Raw genomic sequence first — 17,218 nt, 5'->3', positions numbered from 1 at the left:
GCTAAGAGCGTCAAACACGAGAGCCAAGCCAACCTACCCAACCGCGCCCTCTTCGTAACTTTGAGTAGCGAACTTCTCTAGTTTGCCCCTCGGGGGCTCAACACCTCAACGCTTGACTAACTTTGCGTGACGATGGCCACCATGTGTAGCCACTATTGAGTCCTGGCGCGAAGGTCCTCTGGCGGTCTCCTCGCACTGACACGCGCATCTTCTATCTTCTTAAGCAATTTGGCGATCTATGCAAAACGAGCAAACCAAGTCCGCACGTCTTTAGCGGAGCCGCTGTTAGCCTGGTTACGTGCGTGGTGCGGGTGATCAGCTCAGCATCGGGGAGCGTATTGCCTTCTACCGGCGGCGGCGTGGTCTGTCGCAGGCGGTTCTTGCTGACTTGGTGGGCCGTACTGAGGACTGGTTGAGCAAGATCGAGCGCGGTGAACGTGAGATCCGGCGCCTGGATGTGCTGGCTGACGTCGCGCGGGGCTTGCGGGTGACGCTGGGAGATCTCCTCGGCGAACCGGTGCTGATGGAGGACGAGGACAAGAACGACGACGTCCCGGCCATCCGAGACGCGCTCATGGCCCCTCGACGGCTGTCCCGCACCTTGTTCTCCTCGGCCATGTCGCCGGAGTACATCGACCCGGCTCCTGTCGCTCAGCTGGTCGAGGGCGCCTGGTCCAGCTATCAGAAGGGCGACCTCGGCCGCGTCGTCGCCGCGCTGCCTGGCCTGATCAAGACCAGCCAGGGCATGGAGTCCGCCTCGGCCGATGACACTGCCTACCGGCGGGCTTGTGCAGCGGTGTCGGCACGCGTTCACCACCTGGCCGCGACGACGCTGAGCAAGATCGGTGAAGCCGACCTCGCGTGGATCGCGGCAGAGCGCGCCATGCAGGCGGCCGACGAGGCAGACGACCCGTTGGTCCTGGCCTCGGCTGCCCGATCGGGCACTCACGCGCTCCTGGCTGTCGGCCGGTTCGACGACGCGCTTGAGCTGGGCGATGTGGCCGCGAAGTGGCTGGTCCCGAGGATGCGCGATGGTGATCCGGCCGCGCTGAGCCTGTACGGGATGCTCTACCTGCGGACGGCTGTCGCCGCTGCGCGGCAACAAGATCGGTCGACGGCGAACGAGCTGCTGTCTCACGCTGGTCGGGCGGCTGATCAGCTCGGCGTGGACGCGAACCACTGGCAGACCGGGTTCGGCCCGGCCAACGTCGAGCTTCACCGGTTGTCGGCGGCGCTGGATCTGGGCGATATTTCGCAGGTGATCGAGTCGGCTCCGAGGATCAGCGTCGATCATCTGCCGGTGGAGCGGCAGGTCACCCATCTGATCGACTTCGCGCGGGCGTTGAGCCTGGTGGCGAAGGATGATGAGGCGTTGTCGGCGTTGCTGACGGCTGAGCAGAAGGCGCCGGGGATCGTTCGGCACAGTACGGCGGTGCGGGAGGTTGTGCGGTCGATGTATCGCCGTGCTCCGGCGACGGCTGGTAGGAAGTCCTCGCCGTTGTTGGCGTTGGCTGAGCGCTGTGGCGCGGTGAGGTAGGTCGGGTGTCGTCGCGTGTTCTGGGCCTGGTGGGCTCGGGTGCTGGTGGTGTTGAGGATCTTCTTCCGCGTGTGATCCGGCCTCTTCAAGAGGACGGCTGGACGGTCGCGGTGACCTTGACCCCGACGGCGGGGCGCTGGCTGGACGAGAACGGCGGCCGCACTGAGATCGAGGAGGCCACCGGGTTCCCGGTCCGGGTCGAGCCCCGCTCGCCGGCCGAGTCCAGCCCGCATCCGGCGCCGGATTGCTATCTGGTCGCGCCTGCCTCGGCGAACATGGTCGCCAAGCTCGCGATGGGCATCGCCGACAATCAAGCCCTGACGCAGGTCAACGAGGCCATCGGCACGCTCAACCTGCCGGTCGTCGTCTTCCCGCGCGTGAACGCCGCACACGCTCGTCACCCGTCCTGGGAAACCCATATCGACGCGCTGCGGCGTGCTGGTGTGCGTCTCGTGTACGGGGACGACGTGTGGCCGCTGCATGAACCGCGGAGCGCTCCGGGCCGTGAGCTGCCCTGGTCAGCGGTGCTTTCCGCGGTGAACGAGGCCGTTCCTCTCCCCCGCTAGCCCCTACCCGGACAGTTTGTCCGGGGTGAGGCTGCTCACTGGGTGTCTCCTGTGTTCAGCGCGCCCGACCGGGCTCGCCGAGACCGAGACATCGGGAGAGCACACATGGGCATTCACGTGGTGATTCAGCCCCTCGTCGGCTACGGCGCGGCGGTGGTTTCACCCTCTCCTGGCGTTCGTCAGCTCGTCGCCGGAAGTGAAGAGACCTCCTTCATCGTCCAGGTGCCCGCCCGTATCGGCGGCCTGATGGACACCGCACGGTTCGCGCAGAGTCTCGCGACCGCTGCCAGCGAGTTCAGCGAATGGTGCGAAACCCAGCACCGCACGCGCTCGCACTCCTCTTCCTTCCACGACCAATGGTCCGACGCTGCCGATGACGCCGTCACGCGCAAGAACGACTGATCACACGTATCTAGGAGCAGCAAATGGCTATCTACAAGGGTTTCCGGTTCCCCATCGATTTCGACGAGGCGTTCGGGCAGGGCTTGGTGATGGTCGGCGAGGTGTCGCCGGACAACGAGTACCAGTCGCGAGAGGACAGGTCGTCGGGTCGTCCGGCGCGGCAGCGGGTCGACGAGGTGACGGGCAAGCGTCAGTGGAAGGTCACGGTGACCGACCCGGACGAGGTCAAAGCGAAGCGGGCGTCGTTCGAGATCACGCTGCTGGCCGATGTGCAGCCGGTGCCGACCACATCGGAAGTTCTGCCGGGCATGCGGCCGATCGAGCTGGAGGGCCTGACGGCTGAGCCCAAGGTGGCCGGTCAGGGCGAGTTCAAGTACCAGTCCTACATGTTCCGCGCGACCGGCTTCAAGGCTGCGGCCGCTGGCGGGGCGTCGAAGTCGTCGCGGACCTCGGGCGCTGCCGAGTCAACGCCCAAGGCTGCGTGATGCCGGGCGGGGTGCCGGGGAGCCACCGTGTCGGCGTGGTTCCTCCGCACCTGGTCCAAGCGTGGGAGATGGCCTACCACCACTACAGCGCCTTAAGGGCACAGACCGCCCAGGTCGTCGATCCCTTGGCGGCGCACGACGTGGGTGTTGCTTCCCTCGCGGTGGCGTCGGCCTGGCGGGATCTCCTAGCGGAAGGCCGTTTGCCGTGGTGGGTGCTCGCGGCCGTGACTGCGGCGGCTGAGGGATTCGAGGAGAACGCGCGGTCGTGGGAGTTCCGCGCTCACAGTGAGGAGGGACGAGGCCGTGGCGTTCAACGCGATGTGGAAGCCGGGGCCGCAGGCGGTCGCGGGGATGCAGGGGTTTGGTTCGGCGAACCCGGCCCTGGTGATCTACCTCGACCCGGACAGCCTGGCGATCCTGCCGCCCTCCGATCCGGCCGCGTGGCCGGAGTTCATCCGGCTCCTTCGCCAAATCCGCGACAGCGCGGACGAACTGGCCGTGTTCCTCGGCAAGCACCCGACAGCCGGGGAGGTGGACGGTGACGACACCGGGCCGGAATGAGCCACAGACGCTGAGGGACGCGCACGCGGTTGCCTCGGCTCATCGTCCGAAACCGGGATCGAATCTGACGACCTGGCTGAAGTTCCATCAGGCCAACGCGCGCATGTATCGCGCCGTGTCCGATGTGGACCGTGCGCACCACCACGAACTCCGCTACTGGGTGGGATACGAGGAACGCAAGGCGGAGGAGGTGGCCGCGAAGATCCAAGAAGGGAAGTCGCAAGCCAGCTGAAAACTGAATGACAGAGCGAAAAACGCACGTGGGGACGTGCGGCGTACAAACACGTCCTCAAACGCTTTTCTTGTCCTGTAAGGCGCAGAAGCGGAATCCGGCTACCAACCTTGCCGCTCCTGCGCTGTCCACAACCTCTGGAAGTGAACAATGACAACGCTAAACGATGGCAACAAGCATGCGCTAGACGGGGTCACCCGAACGCGCTGCGCACTCTGTAAGCGGTTCGCGAAGCTGCTGCCCGGAGAGAAGGAATGCGCTCCCTGCCGGGGAATGCTCCCGCTGGACCTGACCGGCGGTGGTCGTCGATGAACGCGAACGGGATCGGTGTCCTTCTCATCGGCGGCGGAGTACTCGGTGTGGTGGTGTGGCTGCTGCACAAGATTGGTCGCGCGCTCGCCATGATCTTGGAAGTCCTGGCGGCGGCCGCACTGGTGTTCATCGCCCTCTGGTGGATGCTGAAATCGTTGATGTGGCTGGGAAAGCAAGTCATGACACGCTGGCGGACCAGTCTTACCGTGGTAGCGATCATGGCGTGGTGGCAGTGGCTCGGGTGGCTGTCCCTGGCGATCGTGACAGGCTCGGTCGTCGCCGTGCTGGCGTCATGGCGGCTGCTTGACGTGGTGTCCTATGACCAGCACTGCGGCCGGTTCCTCCGGTCCTGGTGGATGCGCTGGGCGGTCTACGCGCGCAAGCTCCCGGCCTGGTTGCACGCTTGCGGGCTGAGCATCCGGGACGAGACGCTGCCGGTGGAAGTGACGGTGAACCTGGTCGGCCGTCGACGTTTGCTGTCCCGCAAGGCCGCGTCGGCGTCTCGCGCCGTTCAGGTGCCGAAGGTGCTCAAGGTCCGGTCGGGTCCGTCGTGGGATGAGGTGCGGGTGCAGCTCGTTCCGGGGCAGAAGCCCGAGGACTTCGACGAGGCCGCGCGGGCGCTGGCGGTGGCGCGGAAGGTCAAGCGGTGCCAGGTGCGGGAACTGGAGCCCGACGTGGTCTCCATCGACTTCCAGCGCCGTGACCTACTCAAATCCGCGGTGACCTCCCTGCCCGTTCCTGACCTGGTGGCCCCTGATGGGCTCGGCGTGGACCTGCGGCATGTGTGGTCCGGAACCACGGAGTACGGCTCGGACTGGCGGGTTCCGCTGGTCGGCTCTGGCGCGCACTGTCTGACCGCTGGCGCGACCGGATCGGGCAAGAACTCGGTCATGTGGTGCCCGCTGGTGTCGGCCGCACCCGCGATCCGGTCCGGTGTGGTCCGGGTGTCCGGCATCGACCCCAAAGGGATGGAACTCGCCTACGGGCGCGGGATCTTCGCCCGGTACGCGGTGACCGGTAAGCAGGCGCTCGAACTCCTCGACGGCCTGCTTGAGGAGATGGAAGCCCGCAAGCACGAGTTCGCCGGACGCGTGCGCATGATCCCGATCAGCGTCGAACACCCGCTAGAGGTCCTGGAGTTCGACGAGATCGGCGCGCTGACCAAGTACACCGACCGCAAGACCCGCGACGCGATCGTGGAAAAGGTCGCACTCCTCACCACACAGGGCAGGGCATTGGGGATCACGGTGCGCGGCTACGTCCAGGAACCCACAAAGGACACCGTCCCGGTTCGAGAGCTGTTCCCCCGCCGCGTGTGCCTGCGAGTGACGTCGAAGACGCATGTCGGGATGGTGCTCGGCGATGGCGCGTACGAACGGGGCGCGTGGGCGAACCGGATCGGTGATTCCGAAGCCGGTGTCGGCTACGTCTGGGGCGAAGGCGTCCGTGAACCCCTGCGGGTCCGGGCCGGTTGGGTCGCCGACGAGGAGATCAAGGCCCTGGAGACCTATGTGACCAAGGGCGGCGCTCACATCATCTCCGAGGGGAGGGCGGCATGAACCGGCTGATGGTCTTCCTCGACGCGATCCGCGATCACCTGGACTCGTTCGCGCTGCCTCCGACCGCGTCCGTTCGCGTCGGGGTGGGTCCTGATCCGATCAAGGTGCAACTCGACTCCGACCGCCTGGAGGACGTCGCTCGTGGGCTGCTCACCTGGGCTACCTCGCTCGACGACGTGACGGCATCGCTGTGGCGTCCTGCGGGCGGCGGGTCGGTGCATCTGGAACTCAGTGGCCGGACTCCCTGCGGCATCCCCGTGGTCGTCTATGGCGGCGTCTGGTTCGACGAAGCCACCTTCCCGGACTTGCCTGCTGGTATGCGGCAGGAGATGCCGGTGTTCGTGCTGCGGCAGTGGAGTACGTCTGGAGAGGTGGCCGCCTGATGAGCACCCATGAAGCCGCGGTGACCATGCCGGCCAAAACTCGGGCCGCTCGGATGCGGGAACCCCTGGCCTCCGATGTGGTCAAGGCGACCGCTGAGAAGCACGGCGTGTGCGTCCGGCCGTTCACGATGGAGGTGGGCGACACCGACACCGGAGAACTCCGCTACGTCCCCGTTCCCTGTGGCTCGACCGTCGAATCGGTCTGCCTGCCTTGTGCCCGCAAGGCGAAAGCACTGCGACAGGTCCAGTGCCGCGAAGGCTGGCACATGACCGAAGAACCCGACTTCCCCGCAGAGGCACCGTCCGAGACGCAGACGGAGCTGCTGGCGTTTCGGGCCGACCTCGTCGCCGCCTATCGGCAAGAGACGGACCAGGCCGAAGCGGAGGAGCTGCGGGAGGAGATCCAGGGAGTCGATGAGGAACTTCGGCAACTCGGGATGCGGGGCCGTCTTCCGTCGATCGACCTGCCGACGAAGCGGGCGGTGAAGCGTTCGACAAAGCGGCGGCAGGACGCGCCGAACCTCCCTCGCCGGAAGGTCGCCAAGACCACCGTGGGCCGCGAGTACGCGGGCAGGTTCCGGCCGTCGATGTTCGTCACGCTCACCTGCGACACCTACGGCCCGGTCCGCTCCGATGGTGCCCCGGTCGATCCGTCGACTTATGACTATCGGCGGGCCGCTCGGGACGCGGTGCACTTCTCGGCCCTGGTCGATCGGTGGTGGCAGAACCTGCGGCGGGTCGTGGGCTGGGACGCGCAGTACTTCGCAACCGTCGAACCCCAACGGCGGGCCGCCCCACACCTGCACGCGGCTATCCGGGGATCGGTGCCGCACGACGTGATCCGGCAGGTCACCGAAGCGACCTATCACCAGGTCTGGTGGCCCAACCATGACCAGGTCGTCTACGTCGACCGGATGCCGCTCTGGGACGGCGACGCCAGAGTGTTCGTCGACCCCGACACCCGCGAACCGCTGATCGAGTGGGACGACGCGGTAGAAGCCGTGGAAGACCCGGCGCACGTGGTCACCTTCGGGCGGCAAGTGCACTCCAAGGGCATCCTCGGCGGCTCCGAAGAGGCTGGGCGGCACATCGGCTATCTCACGAAGTACCTCACCAAGTCCACTGGCGAGGTCGTGGAAGCCGACACCACGCGACAGAAGGACCACCACGACCGGTTGCACGCGGAACTATCCGTGACACCCTGCTCGCCTCGCTGCGCGGTGTGGCTGCTCTACGGCATCAATCCCAAGGGCGCCAACGGAAAGACCACACCAGGCCACTGCAAGGGAAGGGCGCATCGGCGGACCACCCTCGGCCTGCCGGGGCGTCGAGTGCTGGTGTCGCGGAAGTGGTCGGGCAAGACGCTCGTCGACCACAAGGCGGACCGCAAAGCGTTCGTGCTGGAGGCGCTGGCGGCGGTCGGGATCGAGAAACCGGCACCGGACCCGACGCGGCTGGTCTGGCGCAAGGTCGACTCCGGCGATCCATCCGTGCCGCCTAGGGACCACCTGGTGATGCACGCCATCTCGGAACGGATCACCTGGAAAGCCGAGTACGACAAAGCACTACTAGCCGCCCAGAGTCCACCAGATCTTTCGGCAACTCCACTCGCAGCCTAAGGGGGATCACATGAACAACGTGCACGACATCGATCCACTCTGGACAGTGGAAGACGTCTCGGCCTACCTCGGTGTGCCCGTCGGGACGCTGTACCAGTGGCGCAGCAAGGGTTACGGCCCTGCTGGCCGCCGCATGGGCCGATACGTGCGGTACCGCCCTGAGGACGTCCGGGCGTGGGTTGATCAGCTGGCCGTCGAGGTGGCCTGATGCCTCGGCCTCAACTGGAGATCGGAACGTACGGGGAGATCCGGTATTCGCCTGTTCCGGGCGGGTACCGGGCTCGTGCGCTGTTCCGCGACTTCGACGGCAACACGCGGGAGGTCGAGCGGACCGGGAAGACGAAGGGCAAGGCTGCGCAGCGGCTCAAGGACGTGTTCCGCGAGTGGACCGGGTCCACGAATGGCGAGATCACCCGAGAGACGCACCTGAAGGTCCTGGCTGAAGTCTGGATGGACCAGGTACGGCACGACGTCGAGGACGGCAAGAAGTCGCCGACCACCGAGACCGCGTACGAATCGGTCTTAAACGCTCACGTCGTGCCCGGCCTCGGTGAGCTGCGCGTGCGGGAAGCAACCGTGATGCGGCTCGATCGCTTCCTAGGGGCTCTTCAGCGCAACATCGGGGCGTCGACGGCGAAGACCGCGCGGACCGTCCTTTCGGGAATGCTCGGGCTGGCGGCTCGGTACGACGCGATCGACGGCAACCCGACTCGGGACACTCGGCGCATCCCGACGGCGAAGAAGAAGCCGCGTGCCCTGGACGCGGACGAGCGCGCCGCATGGCTGGCACGGCTGGAGGCGAATGAGAAGGCGGTGCGCTGGGACCTGCCCGACTTGTCCCGGTTCATGATGGCGACCGGTGTCCGGGTCGGCGAAGCGCTCGCGACGTACTGGGAGGACGTCGACCTGGTGGAGGGCACGGTCGACATCACGCACACCGTGGTCCGGATCAAAGGGCAAGGGCTGCTCCGCAAGCCGCGTCCGAAGAGCGAGTCGAGCAAACGCGCGCTTCCGCTCCCCTCCTGGGCGGTGGAGCTGCTGACGAAGCGGGCGGCGGCCTCTGGCCCCATCTTCCCCAGCTCGACCGGCGGGATGCGGGACCCGAACAACGTCCTGCGGGTCATCCGGGAGATTCGCGGCGGGGAGGACTTCCTGTGGGTCACCTCGCACACCTTCCGGAAGACGACGGCGACCGCCCTGGACGACGCGGGGGTGCCGACGCGGCTGATCGCGGACCAGCTCGGCCACTCGCGGGTGTCGATGACGCAGGACAACTACCTGGAACGGAAGACGGTCGACCCGGCTACGGCGAAGGCCCTGGAAGGGCTCTTGGATAAACCCGTTCGACCCAAAACCGGGGATAAACCGGGGAGATGATCTTGGTCTTGGGTGGCCACAACGCGTGGACCAGGCGAAAGAGTGGGCCGCCTGGGGCTCGAACCCAGAACCTACGGATTAAAAGTCCGCAGCTCTACCAATTGAGCTAACGGCCCGTGCGGCTGAGTCTAGTAGACCGCCGCTGACCACCAGGATGGCGGGGCCGCCGCCGGAGCGCCACGGAATTGTCGGGGGTCTCTGCCAAGGTCGGGGGCATGGACACGATCCCTGACGAGAACTACTCGGCGACGTGGGAGGGCGACCGTTCGGAGCCTCCGCGGGTGGCGAGTGAGCGCGAGATCTTGACGTCCACGCTCGACTGGCATCGGCGCACGTTCGAGCTGAAGTGCCAGGGTTTGACGCCGGAGCAGCTGGCGCTGCGGGCGATCGAGCCGTCGGGGTTGTCGCTGCACGGGCTGCTCAGGCACCTCACGGGCACCGAGCGCTGGTGGTTCCGCCTGCAGTTCGCGGGTGAGGACGTCCCGCTGCTCTATTACTCCGACGAGTGGCCTGAGCAGGACTTCGAGGACACGGGTGGCGACGTCGAGGCCGCGTGGGCGGCTTGGCGTGAGGAGTGTGCGCGGTCGCGGGAGATCGTGGCGGCCGCTTCGCTGGACGACACGGGCAAGAGCCGCCGTGACGGGGAGCCGTTCTCGCTGCGGTGGCTGCTGACGCATCACATCGCCGAGTACGCGCGCCACGCCGGGCACGCGGACCTGCTGCGCGAGCGCATCGACGGGAGGACGGGCCACTGAGACCCTGAAATGCGATGCTGGGGCGATGAACGCCGATCCCGACTCCGGCCTCTTGTCCCCTGTCCGTGCGGGCACGCCCGCCGAGGCGGCGACGGGTGATCTCGCCTGGGTGCGGGCCCTTCTGGACACGGAGGCGGCGCTCGCCAGGGCGCAGGCCAGCACGGGGCTGATTCCGCAGGCCGCCGCGGAGGCGATCACCGAGGCTGCCGCGTCGGTCGAGATCGACGTGGTCGCGTTGGCGAGGGCGGCTCGTGAGACGGCGAACCCGGTCGTGGGGCTGATCAAGGAGCTGACCGAGGCGGCCGGGACGGAGTACGTGCATCGCGGCTCCACCAGTCAGGACATCTTCGACACCGCGATGATGCTGGTCGCCGCGCGGACCCGGGCGCTCATCACCGCGGATCTCGAGGCGACGGCGAACGCGCTGGCGGATCTCGCCCGCGCGCATCGCGACACGATCATGGCCGGGCGCACCCTCACCGCACACGCGGTCCCGACCACGTTCGGGCTCAAGGCGGCGGGCTGGCGTCAGCTGACCCTCGACGCGCTCGGCAGGCTGAACCGCGTCGTCCTGCCGGTTTCGCTCGGGGGTGCGGCGGGCACGAGGGCCGCGTACGCCGAGTACGCGCGGCTCGCCGAGCTGCCCGACGGCTATCCGCAGCGGCTCCAGACGGCGTTCGCCGAGGAGACCGGCCTCGCCGAGACCACGCTCCCCTGGCACACGCTCCGCACCCCGACGGCCGACCTCGCGGCCGCTCTCTCGTTCACCGCCGCCGCGCTCGGGAAGATCGCGGTCGACGTCCAGTTCCTGACGCGCACCGAGGTCGGGGAGGTCACCGAACCCGCGGGCGAGGGCCGTGGCGGTTCGTCGGCGATGCCGCACAAACGCAATCCGGTGTTCGCGACGCTGATCCGTTCGGCCGCGTTGCAGGTCCCGGTGCTGGCCACCGGCGTCACCCAGGCCCTGCTCTCCGAGGACGAACGGTCCGCGGGCGCGTGGCATGCCGAGTGGCAGTTGCTGCGCGAGTGCCTGCGCCTGACCGGCGGCGCCGCGCATACTGCGGCCGAGCTCGCCCGCGGTCTGGTCGTCAACGACGAACGCATGCGCGAGAACCTCGGCTTCACGCACGGCCAGATCGTTTCCGAGCGGCTTTCGACCGTGCTCGCCCCGCTGCTCGGCAAGGCGCGGGCCAAGGAGGTCCTCGGTCAAGCGTCCAAGCTCGCGCTGGAGCAGGACCGGGCTCTCGGCGACGTACTTTCCGACCTGCCGGAGATAACCGGAGTGCTCGCCGCGGAATCCCTCGCCGACCTGCTGGATCCCGCGCACTACACCGGTTCGGCCGGGGTGCTCACGGACGCCGCGCTGGCGGCCCGCGAAGAAAATCCGCGAACTCCTTGAACCGGTCCCGCGAGGGCTCCGTGTAGGGGGTACAAGCTCACCGCGCCAAGCCGCGGAACCCCTACGAACAAGGAGAAATCCCATGCTTCGCAAGCGTTTCGTCGTCGCAGCGGCGTCCGCGGCCGTGGGCCTGGTCGCGCTGTCGGCCTGCTCCGGCGGCACCGAGACGGCGGCGCCAGCGGTCGCTCCCGCCGCCGCGGTGGCCGGGGCGGGCGGGAACGCCCCGGCGGCCAAGGGCGAGACCAAGGTGGCCGTGGCCGAAGCCGGGAACCTCGGCCAGGTGCTCGTCGACAAGGACGGGTTCACGTTGTACCGCTTCGACAAGGACAGTGCGAAGCCGCCGAAGTCCACTTGCGACGGTGACTGCGCGAAGGCATGGCCGCCGGTGCTCGCCGAGGGCGAGGTCCAGATCGAAGGCGTGGATCAGGCCTTGGTCGGTGAGCTGACCCGCGCCGACGGCCGCAAGCAGGTGACCGTCGGCGGCTGGGCGCTTTACCGCTACGCCAAGGATGCCAAGGCGGGCGAGGCGAAGGGGCAGGGTGTCGGCAGCACCTGGTACGCCGCGAACGTCAAGGGCGGCAAGGCGGGCCAGGCGACGAAGGAGGCCGAGGCGGCTCCGGCCGAGAAGAAGGCGGAGCAGAACGCGGACGGCGCCACGAAGCTGGTCGCGAGCAACGTCGACGGCATCGGACCGGCCATTGTGGACCAGGAGGGTTTCACCCTCTACATGTTCACCAAGGACAAGAAGAACAAGCAGCCGACCTGCAACGGTGACTGCGCGAAGGCCTGGCCGCCGGTGCTCGCCGAGGGCGACGTCCAGCTCGAAGGCATCGACCAGAAGCTGCTCGGCACGGTGAAGCGCGCGGACGGCACCACGCAGGTCACCGTCGGCGGATGGGCCGTCTACCGCTACGCCAAGGACGCGAACGCCGGCGAGGCGAACGGTCACGGCGTCGGCGGCACCTGGTTCGTCATCGAGCCCGCGGGCTGCAAGAGCACCGCGCCGGTGAAGAACAAGGCGGCACAGAGCGGGAACGCCTCCGAGAAGAAGGAAGACGCTCCCGCCCAGTCCGGTTACTGAGACCTAGTGGGCGAGGCCCGGTGGTCGCTCTTCACGAGCGGCGGCCGGGCCTTTCTCATGCTTCGGCCGTCGCGGATCGTCGTGGACGGGCTGGACGACCGTGGCACTGTCCGCCCGGTCCGTCACCACTGTTTCGTCCTCGTCCTCCGGCAGCAGCACCTTGTGCCGCGCGGGCAGGAACGCGATCACCAGCCCGAGTGCGGCGAGGCCGAGGTGCAGCCAGTTGTCCGGCCCGTTGAGGTTGAACGGGTTCCCCGCCTGTGACACCGGGTTCGTGGAAACGGTCCCGGCGATCATGAGGCCCCAGACGAACAGCGCCCCGAAGGCGATGAACGTCAGGAAGCCGAAGGCGCGGGACCGGCCCGAGCCGAAGGTCAGCAGCAGACCGATCGCGCCCAGCAGGACGAACCCGAGGTTGTAGAGCGGGTTCACCGAGAATCCGAGAACGGTCTCCTCGTGACGGCCGGCGAAATCGGCGAACCCGGTCCTGGTGAAGCCCACGATCCCGAACACCAGGAATGCCAGGCTCGCCAGGCCGGCGAGGACCTGGGCGGGTTGGAGTCCCGCCGTTCGGATCCGAGCGCGTTGTGCACGTGCCATTGCTCCGCCTCCCAGAGTTGGCGAACTGAATGGAGCCCGGATACCCCGCAGCCCTCCCAGGCAAACCGAGGAGGCCGAATGGCCTAGCCGTGAACACGAACGGGTGATGCGGGCAAGAACTTGTGTGGGCAAAGCGAGCGGGGTCTTCCTCTTGGTGGGGCTGTGCCTGGGTGCGATCGTCGCGATGACGCTGGTTCCGCCGTCGCGTTCCGGCCCGGCGGCGATCGCGGCGTCGAGGGCCGGGGCGCCGACGATCGAGGCCGAACCGGTCCCGGTCGAATCCCCGCCCCCGTCCTCCTCGGCGGTGCCGGGTCCACCGCCGAAGACCGTCGACGTTCAGGCCCTCGCGGACCTCGTCCCCAGCGGGCAGGTGAGCATGGTCGTCTACGACCGCACGGCCAAGAAGACCGCGGTTTCCCTCAAATCCGAGCGTTCCTACACCTCGGCGTCGCTCGTGAAGCTCCTCATCGCGCTGGAAGCGCTTCAAGCGGGCACACCCGCGAGCACTGTTCAGCGGATGCTCTCGGCCAGCGACGACGACATCGCCAGCAGGCTGTGGTCGGCCCACGGCGGCCCGGTCATCGTCACCCGATGGGCGGCCAAGATCGGCCTCGGCGGCACGCGTCCGCCCGAGGATCCCGGCCGCTGGGGTGACACCAGGATCACCGCCGCGGACATCGCGAAGATCTACCGCTACCTGCTGGACCAGGCGGGCACGGGAACGCGGACGACGATCATGCGCGCGTTGAGCGGCGCGACGGAGAGCGGCTCCGACGGGATCCGGCAGTACTTCGGCATCCCCGACGCCGTCGGCACCCTTCCCTGGTCGATCAAGCAGGGCTGGGCGTGCTGCCGCGGTTCCCGGATCCTGCACAGCTCCGGCGTCGTCGGCGAAGAGGACCGTTACATCGTCGTCGTACTGACTTCCCAACCGACGTCCACCACCTATGCCGGCGCCGGAAAGCGGGTGACCGACGTGGTGAAGGCGCTTCTCCCCGCTATTGACGGCCTGTAAACAAGGTGGGACAGTGGTCGTACGCCACTCTTCCGGGAGGTCGTCATGAGCACCGAAGCCCGCCTGCCCGCCGTGACCCCGCTCGGCCTGGATTCCGTTGCCTGGCAAGTGGCCGGCGACCGGCGGCTGCTGCTCGGCGCGGGGACGGCGTTGCTGCTGCAGGTCGCGTATCCGGTGGTCGGCGCGGGCGTCCACGACCATTCGAACTACACCGAAGACCCGTGGGGCCGTCTCGACCGGACCATCGATTCCTTGCTGTGCCAGGTTTTCGGCGGCCGGGAGGCGATCGCGGAGGCCGAGCGGCTCCGCGAGATGCACAAGGCGATCAAGGGCGTCGACCACCACGGCGAGCGCTATCACGCGCTGAACCCCGAGGCCTACTGGTGGGTGCACGGATCGACGTTCTGGACGACCGTCCGTATGCACGAGGTCTTCGTCCATCCCTTGTCCCGCACGGAAAAGCACCGTTTCTACGCGGAATGGCGACGGCTGGGCCTGATGCTCGGCCTCCGTGGGCACCACATGCCGGAGGACCTCGAAGGATTCGAGGCCTACTTCGACGACGTCGTCGCGGACCGGCTCGAAGACAACCACACGGTCCGAGAACTGCTCCGCTCGATCACCATGCGAGACACCCCATCGCCGCCTTGGTGGTTCTTGCCGGAGTCTTTCTGGCGGCCCGTCCGGCCGGCGGGTGGGAACGTACTGACGCTGTGCGCGATCGGCTTGCTACCTCAGGCTCTTCGCGATCGATTGAGTCTCAAGTGGACAGACCGCGACGAGCGCAGGCTCCAGCGGCTGGGCGCGGTCACGAGGGCGGCCGGTAACCGGGTTCCCGAGCGGCTTCGCTTGTACCCCAAGGCTTATCGCGCCAAGCGCGGCTTGTGAGGGGTGACCGCAAAGGTGTCGGGTCGCGGGGATTCGCTCGCGGCCATGGGGCGATCGCGTCGCGAAAGCCACTTTCGCGACGCCTGGCGTCCCGAAAGTGGCTTTCGCGACCTGCCACCTTTGCTTATCCCTCAACAACTACTCGACGACATCGACCAGCGCGCCCTTGGCGCCGGTGTTGGGCAGCGGCCACGGGGTGACCCCGCCGTTGGTGACGATCTTCTTGTCCTGCGGCGCGCACGGCGGCACCGTCCGCGCGCCGATCCACGCCAGCACGTCGGGCACCTGTGCCTTGAAGGTGTTCATGTTGTGCCCGGCGTCCGGGATCCGCCACGACGAGAGCGTCGCGGGCGCGCGGACGGCCGCCTGGATCTGGTCGATCGAGAAGCTCTCGAAGCTTTCCTTGTCCCCCGCGATCGCGAGGATGTCGACGGGCGACGGATGCTTCTGCAGGTTCACCGTGACCGTGTTCGCGTCGGCGATGTCCTGCCTGCCCTTGAACAGGTTCTCCGTCTCCGCGTCCACCGAAGCCTTGTAGTAGCCGCTGACGCTCGCCGCCTGGCCGTACCACTGCGGATGTCGGGTCACCAGGTTCATCGCGCAGTACCCGCCCGAGGACCAGCCCGCCATCGTCCACGCCTTCCGCTGCGGGTTGGCGCCGAGTTTCTCGATCGCCCAGTCGCGGATGTCGGCGGTCAGGTAGGTGTCGTTGGCGGTGCCGTTGACCTCGTCGATGCATTCGGTGTCGTGGCCGACCTTCGGTTTCCCGGTCGGGTCCGGGATGATCACCAGTGTCGGCGGGAGCACGTGCTTCGCGATGGCCGCGTCCAGTTTGGCGGGCAGTTCGTAGGGGCCGGTGACCACTTCCGGGCCGGACGGGTAGTTCGGGATCCATTCGATGACCGGGAATTTGAGCGCCCGGTACGCGGGATCGTAGTACTGGGGCGGGAAGTACACCGAGACGTCGCGCGTGAGGCCGGTGCGTTTGCCGGTCACCGTCATGTGCACGACGGATCCCTTGCCCTCCTTGGCCCGCATCGCCCCGGCGTCCCGCAGTTTGTCGAGGTCCGAACCGTTCTGGCCGGCGACGGCGTCGACGCTCTCCCCCGAGTACACGCCGGTGCCGATCAGGGCGCCGACCGTCGGGAAGAACCCGCCGATCATGTTCCCGCCCATCGCGGTGCTGACCACGACGAGCACCACCGCGGCGAGGATCGTGGTGCTGCGGCCGAGGACCTTGCGGCGCCAGCGTTCCCAGAGGAACGGCACGGCGATGATCGCGAGCAGCGTCAGCACCACGACGATGACGAGGTTCAGTGTGGAATCGAGCCGGATGGCACTCAGTCCCAGTCCCATGGCGATCGTGTCCCTCTCCGGCGGCGGCACGCCCCCGCACCGCACTTCCCACATCTGGATCAAGAGACGTGCGGCCACCGGAAAGTGTTGTCCAGGGTGACGCGTGTCACCCTGGACGAACCGATCAGTCTTCGAGCGCGGTGCGCAGCACCCCGATCGCCTGCGTGATCGCGGCTTCCGCGGCGTGCGTTCCACGCAGCGTGTTGAGCATGACGAAGTCGTGGACGATGCCCTGGTACCGCACGGCCGTCACCGGAACTCCGGCCTGACGCAGCTTCGCGGCGTACGCCTCGCCTTCGTCGCGCAGGACGTCGGCCTCAGCGGTGATCACCAGCGCGGGCGGCAGGCCCGCCAGCTCGTCGAGGCTCGCGCGCAGCGGCGACGCGGTGATTTCCGCGCGCTGCGCCGGGTCGGTCGTGTACTGGTCCCAGAACCACTTCATGCCTTCGAGGGCGAGGAAGTAGCCCTCGGCGAACTGCTTGTACGACTCGGTGTCGAAGTTCGCGTCGGTGACCGGGTAGAAGAGCACCTGCTGACGGAAGGTGACATCGCCGCGCTGTTTCGCGAGCAGGGTGAGCGCGGCGGTCATGTTGCCGCCGACGGAGTCACCGGCGATCGCGATCCGCGTGCTGTCGAGGCCGTTCTCGGCGCCGTTCTCGGCGACCCACTTGGCCACGGCGTAGTTCTGCTCGATGGCGACCGGGTAACGCGCCTCCGGCGAGCGGTCGTACTCGGGGAAGACGACGGCCGCGCCCGCGCCGACGGCGAGTTCGCGGACCAGGCGCTCGTGGGTGTGGAAGTTGCCGAAGACCCAGCCTGCGCCGTGGATGTAGACGATCACGGGCAGCGGACCGGCGACGCCCTCGGGGCGGACGATGCGGACCTCGACGCCGTCGACGTGCGTGGTCTCGACGTCCGCGGCGGGCAGTTCGACGTCACCGCCTTGCACCTCGTCGACGGCCTTGCGGCCCTCTTCCGGCGGCAGCTGGAAGAGGAAGGGCGGGTTGGCGGTGGCCTCGACGAAGGCCTGCGCGGCGGGTTCGAGGGCCAGGTTGTGCGGGTTGGCGGTCATTTCTGCCTCCTGGGAGCTG

The 17,218-nt window shown here is 67.7% G+C and carries 19 protein-coding genes and 1 tRNA gene; 16 read left to right on the top strand and 4 right to left on the bottom strand.

Annotated elements, in window-relative coordinates:
• Positions 1-298: 298 nt before the first annotated feature.
• The 11 genes from ACLJO0_RS07070 (at position 299) to ACLJO0_RS07020 (ending at position 9,033) form a co-directional block, all read left to right on the top strand.
• Positions 299-1,537, top strand: a complete 1,239-nt coding sequence (locus ACLJO0_RS07070) for a helix-turn-helix domain-containing protein (RefSeq protein ID WP_410577094.1) — start codon at positions 299-301, stop codon at positions 1,535-1,537.
• Between the two features lie 5 nt (positions 1,538-1,542).
• On the top strand, positions 1,543-2,103 hold the full coding sequence (locus ACLJO0_RS07065; RefSeq protein ID WP_410577093.1) for a flavoprotein: 561 nt from the start codon (positions 1,543-1,545) through the stop codon (positions 2,101-2,103).
• 105 nt (positions 2,104-2,208) lie between these two features.
• Positions 2,209-2,505 (top strand): hypothetical protein, encoded by a 297-nt coding sequence (locus ACLJO0_RS07060; protein WP_125798323.1) that lies wholly within the window; start codon positions 2,209-2,211, stop codon positions 2,503-2,505.
• A gap of 23 nt (positions 2,506-2,528) precedes the next feature.
• Complete coding sequence (locus ACLJO0_RS07055; RefSeq protein ID WP_410577092.1) at positions 2,529-2,990, top strand: hypothetical protein; 462 nt, start codon at positions 2,529-2,531, stop codon at positions 2,988-2,990.
• 303 nt (positions 2,991-3,293) lie between these two features.
• Positions 3,294-3,551, top strand: coding sequence for a hypothetical protein (locus ACLJO0_RS07050; RefSeq protein WP_410577091.1), 258 nt, complete (start codon positions 3,294-3,296; stop codon positions 3,549-3,551).
• Positions 3,529-3,783 carry an AMED_5909 family protein gene (locus tag ACLJO0_RS07045; protein ID WP_350578795.1) on the top strand — a complete coding sequence of 85 codons (255 nt, stop codon included), beginning with the start codon at positions 3,529-3,531 and terminating at the stop codon, positions 3,781-3,783. Before ACLJO0_RS07050 ends, ACLJO0_RS07045 begins: the two co-directional genes overlap by 23 nt.
• A 308-nt stretch (positions 3,784-4,091) precedes the next feature.
• Positions 4,092-5,654 (top strand): FtsK/SpoIIIE domain-containing protein, encoded by a 1,563-nt coding sequence (locus tag ACLJO0_RS07040; RefSeq protein WP_410577090.1) that lies wholly within the window; start codon positions 4,092-4,094, stop codon positions 5,652-5,654.
• Positions 5,651-6,037, top strand: coding sequence for a hypothetical protein (locus ACLJO0_RS07035; RefSeq protein WP_410577089.1), 387 nt, complete (start codon positions 5,651-5,653; stop codon positions 6,035-6,037). Before ACLJO0_RS07040 ends, ACLJO0_RS07035 begins: the two co-directional genes overlap by 4 nt.
• Positions 6,037-7,656, top strand: a complete 1,620-nt coding sequence (locus ACLJO0_RS07030; RefSeq protein WP_410577088.1) for a replication initiator — start codon at positions 6,037-6,039, stop codon at positions 7,654-7,656. Before ACLJO0_RS07035 ends, ACLJO0_RS07030 begins: the two co-directional genes overlap by 1 nt.
• Positions 7,657-7,666: 10 nt before the next feature.
• A complete protein-coding gene (locus tag ACLJO0_RS07025; protein WP_034319955.1) occupies positions 7,667-7,864 on the top strand; it encodes a helix-turn-helix transcriptional regulator in 198 nt (65 codons plus the stop codon).
• Positions 7,864-9,033 (top strand): tyrosine-type recombinase/integrase, encoded by a 1,170-nt coding sequence (locus tag ACLJO0_RS07020; protein ID WP_410577087.1) that lies wholly within the window; start codon positions 7,864-7,866, stop codon positions 9,031-9,033. Before ACLJO0_RS07025 ends, ACLJO0_RS07020 begins: the two co-directional genes overlap by 1 nt.
• A gap of 43 nt (positions 9,034-9,076) precedes the next feature.
• Here the strand turns inward: ACLJO0_RS07020 and ACLJO0_RS07015 are convergent.
• Positions 9,077-9,149 (bottom strand) — tRNA-Lys (locus tag ACLJO0_RS07015).
• A gap of 99 nt (positions 9,150-9,248) precedes the next feature.
• Here ACLJO0_RS07015 and ACLJO0_RS07010 point away from each other — a divergent pair.
• From ACLJO0_RS07010 to ACLJO0_RS07000, 3 genes are all read left to right on the top strand, one after another.
• Positions 9,249-9,788 (top strand): DinB family protein, encoded by a 540-nt coding sequence (locus ACLJO0_RS07010; RefSeq protein ID WP_410577086.1) that lies wholly within the window; start codon positions 9,249-9,251, stop codon positions 9,786-9,788.
• Between the two features lie 25 nt (positions 9,789-9,813).
• Entirely contained in the window at positions 9,814-11,187 is a 1,374-nt protein-coding gene (locus ACLJO0_RS07005; RefSeq protein ID WP_410577085.1) for an adenylosuccinate lyase family protein, read from the top strand.
• An 82-nt stretch (positions 11,188-11,269) separates the two neighbouring features.
• Entirely contained in the window at positions 11,270-12,268 is a 999-nt protein-coding gene (locus ACLJO0_RS07000; protein ID WP_410577084.1) for a hypothetical protein, read from the top strand.
• Positions 12,269-12,271: 3 nt separating this feature from the next.
• Here the strand turns inward: ACLJO0_RS07000 and ACLJO0_RS06995 are convergent, their stop codons facing one another.
• Positions 12,272-12,868: a DUF4383 domain-containing protein gene (locus ACLJO0_RS06995; RefSeq protein ID WP_410577083.1), complete on the bottom strand. Its 597-nt coding sequence runs from the start codon at positions 12,866-12,868 to the stop codon at positions 12,272-12,274.
• 124 nt (positions 12,869-12,992) lie between these two features.
• On the opposite strand from ACLJO0_RS06995, the gene ACLJO0_RS06990 reads away from it, so the two are divergent.
• Both ACLJO0_RS06990 and ACLJO0_RS06985 read left to right on the top strand, forming a co-directional pair.
• Positions 12,993-13,883: a hypothetical protein gene (locus ACLJO0_RS06990; protein ID WP_410577082.1), complete on the top strand. Its 891-nt coding sequence runs from the start codon at positions 12,993-12,995 to the stop codon at positions 13,881-13,883.
• A gap of 45 nt (positions 13,884-13,928) precedes the next feature.
• Positions 13,929-14,771, top strand: a complete 843-nt coding sequence (locus tag ACLJO0_RS06985) for an oxygenase MpaB family protein (RefSeq protein WP_410577081.1) — start codon at positions 13,929-13,931, stop codon at positions 14,769-14,771.
• Between the two features lie 138 nt (positions 14,772-14,909).
• Here ACLJO0_RS06985 and ACLJO0_RS06980 read toward each other — a convergent pair whose 3' ends face one another.
• Positions 14,910-16,127 carry an alpha/beta hydrolase gene (locus tag ACLJO0_RS06980; protein WP_396554663.1) on the bottom strand — a complete coding sequence of 406 codons (1,218 nt, stop codon included), beginning with the start codon at positions 16,125-16,127 and terminating at the stop codon, positions 14,910-14,912.
• A gap of 124 nt (positions 16,128-16,251) precedes the next feature.
• Entirely contained in the window at positions 16,252-17,199 is a 948-nt protein-coding gene (locus ACLJO0_RS06975) for an alpha/beta hydrolase (protein ID WP_410577080.1), read from the bottom strand.
• Between the last annotated feature and the right edge of the window lie 19 nt (positions 17,200-17,218).

Origin of the sequence: Amycolatopsis sp. lyj-108 (genome assembly GCF_046549005.1) — a bacterium.
GTDB lineage: Bacteria > Actinomycetota > Actinomycetes > Mycobacteriales > Pseudonocardiaceae > Amycolatopsis.
The sequence above is the reverse complement of the archived record's forward strand: the minus strand, read 5'-3'. Positions and strand labels throughout refer to the sequence as shown.

Coding starts and splice junctions, on each gene's coding strand:
- ACLJO0_RS07030 (WP_410577088.1), top strand. CDS start 6,037: ATGAGCACCCATGAAGCCGCGGTGACCATGCCGGCCAAAACTCGGGCC.
- ACLJO0_RS07005 (WP_410577085.1), top strand. CDS start 9,814: ATGAACGCCGATCCCGACTCCGGCCTCTTGTCCCCTGTCCGTGCGGGC.
- ACLJO0_RS07035 (WP_410577089.1), top strand. CDS start 5,651: ATGAACCGGCTGATGGTCTTCCTCGACGCGATCCGCGATCACCTGGAC.
- ACLJO0_RS07040 (WP_410577090.1), top strand. CDS start 4,092: ATGAACGCGAACGGGATCGGTGTCCTTCTCATCGGCGGCGGAGTACTC.
- ACLJO0_RS07055 (WP_410577092.1), top strand. CDS start 2,529: ATGGCTATCTACAAGGGTTTCCGGTTCCCCATCGATTTCGACGAGGCG.
- ACLJO0_RS07010 (WP_410577086.1), top strand. CDS start 9,249: ATGGACACGATCCCTGACGAGAACTACTCGGCGACGTGGGAGGGCGAC.
- ACLJO0_RS06995 (WP_410577083.1), bottom strand. CDS start 12,868: ATGGCACGTGCACAACGCGCTCGGATCCGAACGGCGGGACTCCAACCC.
- ACLJO0_RS06975 (WP_410577080.1), bottom strand. CDS start 17,199: ATGACCGCCAACCCGCACAACCTGGCCCTCGAACCCGCCGCGCAGGCC.
- ACLJO0_RS07020 (WP_410577087.1), top strand. CDS start 7,864: ATGCCTCGGCCTCAACTGGAGATCGGAACGTACGGGGAGATCCGGTAT.
- ACLJO0_RS07000 (WP_410577084.1), top strand. CDS start 11,270: ATGCTTCGCAAGCGTTTCGTCGTCGCAGCGGCGTCCGCGGCCGTGGGC.
- ACLJO0_RS06980 (WP_396554663.1), bottom strand. CDS start 16,127: ATGGGACTGGGACTGAGTGCCATCCGGCTCGATTCCACACTGAACCTC.
- ACLJO0_RS06985 (WP_410577081.1), top strand. CDS start 13,929: ATGAGCACCGAAGCCCGCCTGCCCGCCGTGACCCCGCTCGGCCTGGAT.
- ACLJO0_RS07025 (WP_034319955.1), top strand. CDS start 7,667: ATGAACAACGTGCACGACATCGATCCACTCTGGACAGTGGAAGACGTC.
- ACLJO0_RS07060 (WP_125798323.1), top strand. CDS start 2,209: ATGGGCATTCACGTGGTGATTCAGCCCCTCGTCGGCTACGGCGCGGCG.